11 protein-coding genes are annotated in these 11605 nt (G+C 42.2%); 7 read left to right on the top strand and 4 right to left on the bottom strand.

The window, feature by feature from the left end:
• Window positions 1-252: 252 nt before the first annotated feature.
• A complete protein-coding gene (locus AAGC65_RS21400) occupies window positions 253-849 on the top strand; it encodes a short chain dehydrogenase (protein ID WP_343114501.1) in 597 nt (198 codons plus the stop codon).
• A gap of 175 nt (window positions 850-1024) precedes the next feature.
• On the opposite strand, the gene AAGC65_RS21395 is transcribed toward AAGC65_RS21400, so the two are convergent.
• Complete coding sequence (locus AAGC65_RS21395) at window positions 1025-2101, bottom strand: glycoside hydrolase family 76 protein (RefSeq protein ID WP_343114500.1); 1077 nt, start codon at window positions 2099-2101, stop codon at window positions 1025-1027.
• Window positions 2102-2179: 78 nt separating this feature from the next.
• Entirely contained in the window at window positions 2180-3682 is a 1503-nt protein-coding gene (locus tag AAGC65_RS21390) for a cryptochrome/photolyase family protein (protein ID WP_343114499.1), read from the bottom strand.
• A gap of 414 nt (window positions 3683-4096) precedes the next feature.
• Between AAGC65_RS21390 and AAGC65_RS21385 the strand changes: the two genes are divergently transcribed.
• The 6 genes from AAGC65_RS21385 (at window position 4097) to AAGC65_RS21360 (ending at window position 9608) form a co-directional block, all read left to right on the top strand.
• Window positions 4097-6010 (top strand): long-chain fatty acid--CoA ligase, encoded by a 1914-nt coding sequence (locus AAGC65_RS21385; RefSeq protein WP_343114498.1) that lies wholly within the window; start codon window positions 4097-4099, stop codon window positions 6008-6010.
• Between the two features lie 244 nt (window positions 6011-6254).
• Entirely contained in the window at window positions 6255-7457 is a 1203-nt protein-coding gene (locus tag AAGC65_RS21380) for a DUF763 domain-containing protein (protein WP_343114497.1), read from the top strand.
• A gap of 165 nt (window positions 7458-7622) precedes the next feature.
• Window positions 7623-7970 (top strand): metalloregulator ArsR/SmtB family transcription factor, encoded by a 348-nt coding sequence (locus AAGC65_RS21375; RefSeq protein WP_343114496.1) that lies wholly within the window; start codon window positions 7623-7625, stop codon window positions 7968-7970.
• A complete protein-coding gene (locus tag AAGC65_RS21370) occupies window positions 7967-8398 on the top strand; it encodes an SRPBCC domain-containing protein (protein WP_343114495.1) in 432 nt (143 codons plus the stop codon). The genes AAGC65_RS21375 and AAGC65_RS21370 overlap by 4 nt, the downstream gene beginning before the upstream one ends.
• Before the next feature lie 115 nt (window positions 8399-8513).
• Entirely contained in the window at window positions 8514-9086 is a 573-nt protein-coding gene (locus AAGC65_RS21365) for a Crp/Fnr family transcriptional regulator (protein WP_343114494.1), read from the top strand.
• A gap of 84 nt (window positions 9087-9170) precedes the next feature.
• Entirely contained in the window at window positions 9171-9608 is a 438-nt protein-coding gene (locus tag AAGC65_RS21360) for a carboxymuconolactone decarboxylase family protein (RefSeq protein ID WP_343114493.1), read from the top strand.
• 287 nt (window positions 9609-9895) lie between these two features.
• Here AAGC65_RS21360 and AAGC65_RS21355 read toward each other — a convergent pair whose 3' ends face one another.
• Entirely contained in the window at window positions 9896-11374 is a 1479-nt protein-coding gene (locus AAGC65_RS21355) for a glutamate synthase subunit beta (protein WP_343114492.1), read from the bottom strand.
• A 6-nt stretch (window positions 11375-11380) separates the two neighbouring features.
• A partial coding sequence (locus AAGC65_RS21350) for a hypothetical protein (protein ID WP_343114491.1) occupies window positions 11381-11605 on the bottom strand: 225 nt, incomplete at its 5' end.

Here is an 11605-nt window from a genome sequence, read left to right as displayed (position 1 = left end):
AATTCTATTACCGAATTACTAAACCCTTACAATTGCGAGGAACGAAGCAATCGCGAACTATGCAAGTTCTCTCTGTAAAGTTTGCGATTGCCACGCTATCGCTCGCAATGGCAATTGAGGTAATGGGTACTTAGCAGAAAAATCATCCAACGTTTTTTATACAAAACCTTTTTTCTGTAAAACATTATGCTTAAACTGGTCTTTAATTCTCAATAGCCAAAACCATTATTTATTCCTAAATAAACCATCATTATGAAAATAGTTATTGTAGGCGCCAGTGGCACCATAGGCAAAAAATTAACCGAGGCCGTTCGCGGTGAAAATGAAATTGTTACAGCCGGCTCAAAAAGCGGCGATGTACAGGTTGATATCACATCAACTGAATCAATCGAAGCGTTTTATAAACAGGTTGGTAATTTTGATGCGCTTATCAGTGTTACAGGCAATGGTTACATGGGCCCGTTTAAATCAATGACAGCTAAAGATTTTAACATCGGGCTGCAAAGCAAACTATTAGGTCAAATAAACCTGGTGCTTATTGGCCAGCATTACGTTAACCCTAAGGGTTCATTTACACTAACTTCAGGCATTTTATCTATAGATCCTATTATTATGGGCTCAAACCTGAGCACGATCAATGCCGGTATCGATGCGTTTGCAAGGTCTGCCTCTATTGAACTGGAAAACGGTGTACGTATCAACGCCGTAAGCCCCGGCGTTATTGAAGATTCTCCTGGCTATTTCCCTTATTTCCCCGGGCACATACCGGTAACTATGGAAAAAGTAACCAACGCTTACATTAAAAGCGTATTTGGTGCATTAACTGGTCAGGTGTTTGAAGTTTGGTAAAATTACTCCCCTAAAAATATAGAAAGCGGAATAATAAGCATATTCCGCTTTTTTATTTTTCCGGCCAAGAGTAATAGTCAATAAAAAGCTGGGGTTTGTGCGATTCCCTCCCCCGGGAGGATGTAGGGAGGGAATCTATATATGATTCTATTTATTCAGTATCTGTTCTAATCTATCAAAAATCGGCGTTCATTAGCCGGGTATATATTTCCAGCATAGCGGCCTGGTCAATTAATGTTTTTACCTTTTTGGTTCCTAATAAATTGTGTTCGTCACGCTCCTGAGTCCAAATGCGGTTGGCATCATCAATAATAAATTGCAGACTGGTTTTATTATAATCAATATTGTATAGCTCCAGATAGCCGCGCAACATTACGGCGTTAAACCAGTAACCACCCGGCAGCTTGCCATCCTTGTAAAAATATTTTTCAGCACTACGGGCAAGGTCTTGAGCATCGTCCAAATATTTTTTTTCATGGGTAGCATTGTACAAAAGTACAGCCGACTGCAGCATGGTGCCCGAATTGTAAGTGTAATAAGCAGAATCTACTTTCATTTCAGGCACCCTAATAGCATCATAATAGATCCCGTCTTGGGCTGATAGCAGGTGCTGCTTTGTCCAGTTGTAAGTAGCAATAGCCGTATCCAGATAAGCCTTTTGCCCGGTTGCTTTGTAAAGATGCAGGGCCACCAGTATGGCAGGCCCGTTTGAGCAGGTATTTTTGCTTTTGGTTTTCCCTTCCTGCCAGTAAAAACCGCCGCCACCAACCTGATCGTGCCCGGTGAGCAGGAATTTGTATATCATTTTAGATATATCAAGGTATTGCTTCTGTTGCGTACGATCATAGGCATCCATCAGGGCAATAGCTACCCACTCGTTATCATCATAAAATCGCGAATCAACCTTTTTCCTGGCCACCATAGCCTGGTAAGCCGGTGCAGGCGGTCGGGCCGAATAGTATTTATTAATAGCCCGCAGTACAGGTGCTATGTATTGTTTTGATGGATCAGCCTCTTCCTGCTCATTAGCGGCTTGCACCAGTGCGCAGAGCGGCCACAAAAAGGAATAATTGCCTTTATTATCAGCCGCATTATTGGTTTCAAAATACAAACCAGCCTTTTTGTTGTAAAAGGTTTTATAAATATTGGAGTTGATAATGTCTATTCGATGTTGATAGTCCACAATTGTTTGCGCCCGGGAGTTTATCGCAAACCCAAGTAACACTATAACGGTTGATAAGGTATACCTCATGGCTTAACATATTTACGAGTTTATTTTTACATTAAAAAACCAATATGTTAATATAGGGTATACAACTTTCGTAAAGCGTTATTTGTCCAAAGTCTTCAAAAAACTGTCGGCATGGCTTAAATGTTCCTTCTGTTTATCTGCCGGCATTTTATCAAACGACCGTACCAGCATACTTAAACGCGGATTGTTTTCAAAAAATTTGCGGTGCACATGCATGAAACGCCAGAACAAACCATCCCAAATTTGCTGCCAGGGGCCTTTTTTCCAATCGCCCATTTTTAGTAAATAATTGCTGCCGCTGATGTAGGGTTTAGTCATCATGAGCCCACCATCGGCAAATTGAGTCATCCCGTAGATATTGGGCACCATCACCCAGTCGTAGGCATCAATATACATTTCCATAAACCAGCGGTACACATCGTCGGGGTCAAATTCGCAAAGCAGCATAAAATTTCCCATTACCATGAGCCTTTCAATATGGTGGGTATAGCCAGTGACCAGTACTTTTTTGATTACCACGTCAACAGGATGGATACCCGTGGCAGCGTTCCAGAACGACTTCGGAATTTTACGCTTAAAGCCCCAGTAATTTTTGGTACGCTGGCCTGAGCCTTCCCGCTCGTAAACGATATGGATAAACTCCCGCCAGCCCATCACCTGCCTTATAAAGCCTTCCAGTGAATTTAATGGAATATCCTGATCTGCCGAAAAATCCAGTACCTTATTGATCACCTGCTGCGGATCAAGCAAACCAATATTAATCAACGGAGACAATACGGAATGATACAGAAAGCTTTCATTAGCAACCATAGCATCCTCATAAATACCAAAATTGTGTAAACGCTGCTTTAAAAAATCATCAAGCCATTTTTCGGCATCAGCATGGTTTATAGGGTAAAAACCTTTCAGGTTTCCAAAAGGCGATGAGGTGGTACCGTGATTATGGGCAAAATGCTTGTTTACATATTCTTCAGCTTCGGTAATGTATTTATTTTGCGCGGGCACATTTAACAAGGGTACAACTTCATTTTTAGGAAAACGCAGCCGGTTCTCGTTATCATATGTCCATTTGCCGCCCATAGGTTTACCATCAGGTTCCATTAAAATATCCCGCTGTTTACGTTGCTCCTTATAGAAATCGGTTTGAAAATAGGTTTTCTTCTTATCGAAATATTCGGCTACATCTTCCGCATTATTTAAAAAGTTGGGGCTATCGTATTTAATCAACCCGATATTGTTTTTGGCACAGGCGTGGGTAAGTCGGCGGTCAAGCCAGTTATCAGCTACATCAGCATAATGAATTTTTGTAACACCATGCTTAGCGAAGTAAATAATCAAAGAGCGTATATCCGCTTTGCTATCCTGAGCATCTATATAGTTTACTGTTGCACCATTTTTGGTAAGATGATCCGCGTAATATTTCATCGAAGCCCGGTGCAGCAGCAATTTCTTTTTATTGAAGTTGTATTGATTAAAAAACAAGGTTTCCTCAATCAAATAAACCGTGCATTCTTTCTTTACGGCAGGATGTTTCTTGAATAGCTGATGCGGGAATATAATAACAACACTGCCTTGCTCCATAATTGATGATTTATAGTTTAATAATTTATGGAGCCATTATGTTTTAGGACAGGAAAATTACCCTTTCACATGAAGATAACCTTGTCTAAAAGTATGTTTAGCAAAGCAAGGCGTTTATTGACTCACCCCGACATCGCTACGCTTGTCGACCCTCTCTTCAGCTTCGCTGGAAAGAGGGTAAGAATTTTTTCTTTCCTCTTTATCATTTTTTTCTTGCCCTCTTTCCGCCGCAGGCGAAGAGAGGGCGGTCCAGCGTAGCGTAGACCGGGTGAGTAATTTGTATGCCATGCAACTTCAAAATATGCATTTCATACACCCATCACCGAATATGGGGATAAACGCCATTTCATTTTAGTTTTAACATTAAAAAACATAAGTTTGACCCCAGTATTTTTCTCGTATCCATTTCATTCAATGAGCCAGGTAATCGAACTATCAACCGTTCCAAGTTTCATACGCAATGTTGTAGCCAACATACACCCCGATAGCGAAACTTTTTTAATGCATAAAGTTAAGGACACGTGGGTTGAGATAACTTACAGGCAAGCCCTTGACAAAATAGATGCCATATCGGCCTGGTTTCTGCACATGGGCGTACAAAAAGGCGACCGCCTTGCTTTATTAATTGAAAACGGACCCGATTATGTTTATTACGATCAGGCCCTGCAGCAGATAGGCGCTATCAATACCTCCATATACCCTACCCTTACCGAAAACGAGATTGAGTATATCCTGAATGATTCGCGTGCTAAAACGATCATAACAGGAAATCCGTTCCTGTTTCGTAAGGTGCTGAAGGTGGCTAATAATTGCGAGTCGTTAATACGCATTATACCCGCGTTTGATGATTTTGAAAAATACAGCGATAAGCTTAACCTCAACGCCGGTGTTATTGGATTTGACCAGGTAATAACTGAAGGCCTGGCTATGATTGAGCAATATCATCATGCTATAAACGCTGCCCGTGAAGCCATTTTAACAACAGATGTTTCCTGCCTCATTTATACATCGGGCACTACGGGTATACCTAAGGGAGTGATGCTTACACACCATAACCTTACCCAAAACGTAATTAACAGCCTGATACAGATTCCGTTTATCGAGAAAACCGATCTGTTCCTGTCGTTCCTGCCGCTATCGCACGTATTTGAGCGTACAGCTACCTATCATATTTGCTTGTATAAAGGTTGTAAAATAGCCTTTGCACAAAGTTTAGAGCTGTTGGCAAAAAACATGGCAGAAGTTAAGCCAACCGTACTCAACTGCGTACCACGTTTGCTGGAGCGCATTCATGACAGAGCTATCAAAAACGGAACATCTGCCGGAGGCGTAAAAACAAAAATATTTTTATGGGCACTTGAGATCGGTAAAAAATACCGGTTGGTTAAGGAAGCCGGTAAAACACCGGGCCTGATCCTGAGCAGTCAGCAAAAACTGGCAGAAAAATTAGTATTCAGTAAAATAAAGGAAAAAACAGGCGGTCGTTTAAAATTCATGGTATCGGGCGGTGGCGCGTTACCTAAAAACATCGGTGAATTTTTTGGCGATCTGGGTATTATCATCCTGGAAGGTTTCGGGCTTACCGAAACATCACCTGTTATGGCGGTTACCGAGCATCACCGCGTAATTTATGGTACTGTTGGTCGCATTATTCCAGGTATTGAGGTAGCTATACAAAATGTAGACAACCAGCATATTTACACCATACAAACCCACGATTCGTTCAAGGAAAACCTGCAATCGGAAGAGGGCGAGATCATCGTTCGCGGGCATTGCGTAATGAAAGGTTATTGGAACAAGCCCGAAGAAACCGCTACCGTGATTGATAAAGATGGATGGTTCCATACCGGCGATATCGGCCGTTTTTACCGCGGTAACCTGCAAATTACCGATCGTTTGAAAAACATGCTGGTAAATGCTTACGGCAAAAACATATACCCTACCCCAGTTGAGAATACCTATCTTAAAAGCCCTAAAATTGAACAAATATTTTTAGTAGGCGACAAACGCGAGTACGTTACCGCGATCATCGTTCCGTCGCGCGAAACCATGCAGGAAACTTTTGGCCTTAAAGACGCGTTTTTTGAGCAGCCCGATGTGTTTATTGAAGATAAGGAACTGGTTGATTGGATTGGCCAGGACCTGCGCAAACTGAGCAACGAGCTGGCCAAGTTTGAACGCATAAAAGCCTTCAAAGTAAAACGCAACCCATTCAGCATGGACGAGGGCGAAATTACCCCAACCATGAAAGCTAAGCGCAAAGTAATTGAAAAGAAATACGCCGCCGATATTGACGCCATGTATTTACAGGAAACTGAAGCAGATTGACCGCTGATTTTTTATTGATTACTATGATTTCGTTGATTCTTGACCGTTGATTTGTTTAATTACGCTGATTTCGCTGAAGCTTGAAAATTTGCTATTTACAGTTTACATGTAATCGTAAATGCCTAAATTTAAAAAATACAGTGAAAATAATAATCAACAATCAAAATCATAAACTAATCAACGGTCAAAATCATCAACGTCATCAACGAAATCATAAACCAATCAACGGTCAAACTTTGTTAGCATGAAACGATCCGGAAGCGCTGATCTGCCTTTACATTATGGTTATGTGCCTCAATGGCTGGCCGAACGTATGGCTAAGTTGGGGCTTGCCGTGGTCGAAAATATTGTGATTGATTATGGCAAGGATGAGGTACTACGCCGCCTGAGCGATCCTTTCTGGTTTCAAAGTCTGGGCGCGGTAATGGGGATGGACTGGCATTCGTCGGGCATTACCACCTCGGTAATGGGTGCCCTGAAACGTGCCATTAATCCGCACAGCCGAGAGCTGGGTATTTATATTTGCGGCGGCAAGGGCAAACACTCCAAACAAACCCCGGCCGAGCTGCTTAAAATAAGCGAACAAACCGGCCTCGACGGCAACCACCTGGTAAAATGCAGCAAACTAAGCGCTAAAGTTGATAATACCGCCATACAGGATGGTTTTCAGTTGTATACCCATAATTTTATCCTGAGCGATACCGGCAAATGGGCGGTAGTACAACAGGGCATGAGCGATGCCAGCAGTACTGCCCGCCGCTATCACTGGCATTCAGAACAGCTTACCTCCTTTGTTAATGATCCCCATACGTTCATATATGGCCAAAATCATGGCCTTATCCTCAACATGACCGATCAACAGGCAGATAGTTCCCGTAACGGTGTAATGCAAATAGCTGCCGAAAACCCGGAACATATGCTTCGGGAGATCAATAAACTGGTAATGCCGGGTAACCACCAGGTAACGGCTAAAGATGTTGATTTGAAACGATTAGGCACCGTATTGTGGCTGGCTCACGAAAAACAACCCGCCGATTTTGAAGAACTATTGTTGCTGCAGGGCCTGGGCCCGCGAACACTGCAATCACTCGCGCTGGTAAGCGAGGTAATTCATGGTACGCCTTCACGGTTTAAAGATCCGGCAAGGTTTTCTTTTGCACATGGAGGTAAGGATGGGGCTCCTTTCCCTGTACCTACCAAAATTTATGACGAAACCATCAGCACCCTTCAAAACGCTGTGCAAAAGGCCAAGCTGGGCCAATCCGAAAAAAATGAGGCCATTAAACGCCTGCACCAGGTTGCCGTAAATGCCGAAAAAGATTTTACCCCCAACACCAATTTTGATGAGGTAGTGGCCCAAGAACGCGAAAATTCCTGGAAATATGGCGGCCAAACAGTTTTTGGCAAAGCAAAGCCACCGGTACAACAGCAGCTTAAATTATTTTAAGATACACCCTTACTGATTGTGCTGATTATTAGATTCTCACATAGCATAAACTCATAATTTACCCCTCCATCTACCCTTCTTATATTTTTTTCACTTCACTATTGCGTAATCAAAAGGTTTCATTTAAATTTGTAACCAAATGGTTTCATATCCATTTTCAAGATTATGAGTAAAGATATTTTTAAAGCAATTGCCGACCCCACCCGCCGGGAGATCATTAACCTGATTGCCCATCAAAGCATGAACCTGAATGCTGTGGCCGATAATTTTGACATTAGTCGCCCCGCGGTATCCAAGCATATTAAAATATTAACCTCGTGCGGTTTACTGGTGATTAAGCAGCAAGGCCGCGAACGATTCTGCCATGCCGACCTGAAACAGCTCAAAGAGGTTACCGACTGGGCTGAGCAATACCGCAGGTTCTGGAGCCAAAAACTGGACGCGTTGGGCCAGTTTCTTGATCAGGAAAAACAATCAACCGATAATATTAACCGTAAAAATGAAAAATTATGAGCGCACAACCTTTTGTGATCGACCGTATTTACAATGCCCCTGCCGATAAAGTTTGGCAGGCCATTACCGATAACAACAAAATGAAGGAGTGGTATTTTAACATCCCGGATTTTAAACCTGTAGTTGGCTTTGAGTTTACCTTTAAGGGTGGAAGCAAAGAGCAAACCTACGTACATAGATGTAAGGTAACCGAGGTTATTGAAGGCAAGAAGCTATCCCACTCCTGGACCTACGAAGGCTATGATGGCTACTCGGAAGTTACCTGGGAGCTATTCCCACAGGGAGATAAAACAAAAGTAGTGCTTACCCATATCGGATTGGAAACCTTCCCGCCGCTAAAAGATTTTGCAGTAGAAAGCTTTACCAAAGGCTGGACTCATATCGTTGGCACATCGTTAAAAGAGTATGTAGAAAAGCCAGCTGCATAATTTAGCGTTGGAATATTTTAGATGCATGTGATACGTCTCGACACGGTATGATTTTGTAGCGGCGCATTACATGTGTCTTTTTATATAATTTCCTTTTATATTCGGTTATTCAAATATGTTGAACAACCTTACAGATCATATTAAAAAATTCATTGATTTAAGCGATACTGATATCGAACTGATCAACTTGGCTGTAGCCGTAAAATCTGTTAAAAAGAAAGCTTTCCTGCTGCAGCCGGATCAAAGCTGTAAGGAAATTTATTTTGTAAGCCAAGGCTGCCTGCGCCTGTATTTCATCAACAAAAAGCTTAACGAACAAATAACCCAGTTTGCCATTGAAAACTGGTGGTTAAGCGATTACTACAGCCTAGAAAGCGGAAAGCCATCCAATTACTATATCCAAGCCGTCGAAAATTCAGAGATTATTAGCATTAATAAAAACAAGCTGGAAGAACTTTTTAAAAAAGTACCCAGATTGGAACGCTATTTCAGGATTGTGCAGCAGCGGGCATTTACCGCCGCGCAAAAACGTATTGAATATATTTATAGTTTTAGTGACGAAGAGCGGTATCGCAACTTCAGCAAGCGTTTTCCTGAATTTATGCAGCGCATTCCTCAATATATGCTGGCATCTTACCTGGGTTTTACTCCGCAATTCATGAGCAAAATAAGAGCGAAAAAAGATTAACACCTTATCTGATTTTCTTAATCTTGATTCATTTTTTGAGGCTGCTTTTGTCCCCACCTTTGGATAACAAAAAACAACAAGAAAATGAAATCAAGAATTGAAATTCCAAAAGTAGAACCTGAAGCATATAAAGCATTAGCTACTTTAAGCGCCTATATTGAACACAGTGATTTAACTAAAACACATAAAGAGCTGATAAAAATACGTGCATCACAAATAAATGGCTGTGCTTATTGTATTGATATGCACACTAAAGACGCCCGCAAAGCCGGCGAAACCGAACAACGCATTTATGCCCTGAATGCCTGGAGAGACACTCCTTTCTTCACTGAAGAAGAAAGAGTAATACTTGCCCTAACCGAAGAAGTAACGCTGATACAGAATCACGTATCTGATAAAACCTATGAAGCCGCCGCCGCTATTTTAGATGAAAAATATCTTGCGCAGGTAATTATGGCCATTATCACCATCAACGCCTGGAACAGAATTGGTATTACTACCAAGATGCAACCTGCATTGTAAAAAAGCAGACATAAAACATATCATACGAGCGTAGCGCGGCAATCGCAAATTTGTCTGAACCACGATTTTAGGGATTTAAAGATTACCCTGATTATATAAAGTGAGTTGAATCCTTAAATCTAATAAATCTGTTGAATCGTGGTTCAGACAAATTAGCGATTGCTTCGTCGTTCCTCCTCGCAAAGACATTAAGAATAGTCAGTGATTCATCATCAAACAAAAAAGCCGGGTCTTTTTAAAGAGCCCGGCTTTTGGATTTTGGATTTATAATTTAATTAGAACACTGATTAAAATACTTGATCAAACTGGTTCACTGCATCCTTGCTTTCCAGCACCGAGTGTCCCATTAAAAACTCATCAACCTTGCGGGCTGCTTCACGGCCTTCAGATATGGCCCATACTACCAATGACTGGCCTCTGCGCATATCACCAGCGGTAAACACTTTGCTTACATTGGTGCGATAAACACCCTCTTTAGCTTTAGCATTTTTACGCTCATCCAACTCAACACCTAAGTGGTGCATCATGCCTTCAAATTGCGGGTGCAGGAAACCCATAGCCAGGAATACACGCTGGCAAGGTATTTCACGCTCAGAACCTTCAACCGTATGGAATTTTACCGGGCGACCTAAAAAGTCTTGCTCCCACTCCACGTCAACTACTCTAAGGGCTCTCAGGTTACCATCAGCATCGCCTAAAAACTCCAGGGTGTTAACTCCCCAGAAACGATCTGCGCCTTCTTCATGCGAGCTGGTGGTTTTCATCACCATAGGATAAGTTGGCCACGGCATATGCTTGGTACGCTTTTCTGGCGGTTGAAACATCACCTCAAACTGTTTAATTGAACGTGCTCCCTGGCGGTTTGATGTACCCACGCAGTCAGAGCCTGTATCGCCACCGCCTATAACTACTACGTCTTTATCTGTAGCCAGTATATCTTCGGCATCAACAGCAATATTGCTTACGCGTTTGTTTTGTTGTTTCAGGAAATCCATCGCGAAGTGGATACCTTTTAACTCACGGCCCGGAATGTTCAGGTTACGCGGAATGGTTGAACCACCTGCCAATACTACAGCATCATGGCTGCGCACCAGTTCATCGGCAGCTACGTTAACACCTACTTCGCTGTTGCATTTAAATACAACACCATCTTTCTCCATTACCTCCACACGGCGCTCAACAACCCATTTTTCTAATTTAAAATCAGGGATACCATAACGTAATAAACCTCCTGGTTTATCATCGCGCTCAAAAACGGTTACAGCGTGGCCTGCTTTGGTTAATTGCGCGGCAGCAGCCAAACCAGCCGGACCCGAACCAACCACGGCTACTTTTTTACCGGTTTTAACCAGCGGCGCGGTTTGTTTTACCAGGTTTTTCTGGTAAGCTATTTCAATAATATGTTTTTCAATTTCCTCAATAGCAACAGCAGGTTTATTAATACCTAACACACATGCTGATTCGCAAGGTGCAGGGCAAATACGGCCTGTAAACTCCGGGAAGTTATTAGTTGATGATAAAATATGGTAAGCCTCTTCCCAGTTTTTACGATACACAGCATCATTAAACTCCGGAATAATATTACCAAGCGGACAACCCGAGTGGCAAAAAGGGATACCGCAATTCATACACCTGGCCGATTGCTGGTTCAGTTTCTCGTCGGTATATAAATTAACAAACTCGTTATAGTTCTTTACACGCTCAGCAGCGGGAACCTTGCCTGGCAATTCCCTGTCAAACTCCTGAAATCCTGTTGGTTTTCCCATTGCTAATTAGCCTATTGTTTGATATTGTAATTTCTCTAATACTTTTTTATACTCTTTCGGATACACCTTTACAAACTGGGTAGATGCCTCGTTCCAGTTGTTCAGTATTTCCTGTGCCAGCTTACTGCCGGTAAGGCTGATGTGCTTGCGCAACAATGCCTGGATCTGCTCTTTATCATCTGATGCCAGCGGATCAAGATCAACCATTTCGGTATTGCAGTTTTCGGCAAA

This window comes from Mucilaginibacter sp., from assembly GCF_039207105.1.
Taxonomy (GTDB): Bacteria; Bacteroidota; Bacteroidia; order Sphingobacteriales; family Sphingobacteriaceae; genus Mucilaginibacter.
Note: the sequence above shows the minus strand (reverse complement) of the source record. Positions and strands in the feature narration are given on the sequence as shown.

What these genes read in the sequence shown, in the direction of transcription:
- AAGC65_RS21400 (WP_343114501.1), top strand. Translation starts at nt 253, where the DNA reads ATGAAAATAGTTATTGTAGGCGCCAGTGGCACCATAGGCAAAAAATTA.
- AAGC65_RS21395 (WP_343114500.1), bottom strand. Translation starts at nt 2,101, where the DNA reads ATGAGGTATACCTTATCAACCGTTATAGTGTTACTTGGGTTTGCGATA.
- AAGC65_RS21390 (WP_343114499.1), bottom strand. Translation starts at nt 3,682, where the DNA reads ATGGAGCAAGGCAGTGTTGTTATTATATTCCCGCATCAGCTATTCAAG.
- AAGC65_RS21385 (WP_343114498.1), top strand. Translation starts at nt 4,097, where the DNA reads ATGAGCCAGGTAATCGAACTATCAACCGTTCCAAGTTTCATACGCAAT.
- AAGC65_RS21380 (WP_343114497.1), top strand. Translation starts at nt 6,255, where the DNA reads ATGAAACGATCCGGAAGCGCTGATCTGCCTTTACATTATGGTTATGTG.
- AAGC65_RS21375 (WP_343114496.1), top strand. Translation starts at nt 7,623, where the DNA reads ATGAGTAAAGATATTTTTAAAGCAATTGCCGACCCCACCCGCCGGGAG.
- AAGC65_RS21370 (WP_343114495.1), top strand. Translation starts at nt 7,967, where the DNA reads ATGAGCGCACAACCTTTTGTGATCGACCGTATTTACAATGCCCCTGCC.
- AAGC65_RS21365 (WP_343114494.1), top strand. Translation starts at nt 8,514, where the DNA reads ATGTTGAACAACCTTACAGATCATATTAAAAAATTCATTGATTTAAGC.
- AAGC65_RS21360 (WP_343114493.1), top strand. Translation starts at nt 9,171, where the DNA reads ATGAAATCAAGAATTGAAATTCCAAAAGTAGAACCTGAAGCATATAAA.
- AAGC65_RS21355 (WP_343114492.1), bottom strand. Translation starts at nt 11,374, where the DNA reads ATGGGAAAACCAACAGGATTTCAGGAGTTTGACAGGGAATTGCCAGGC.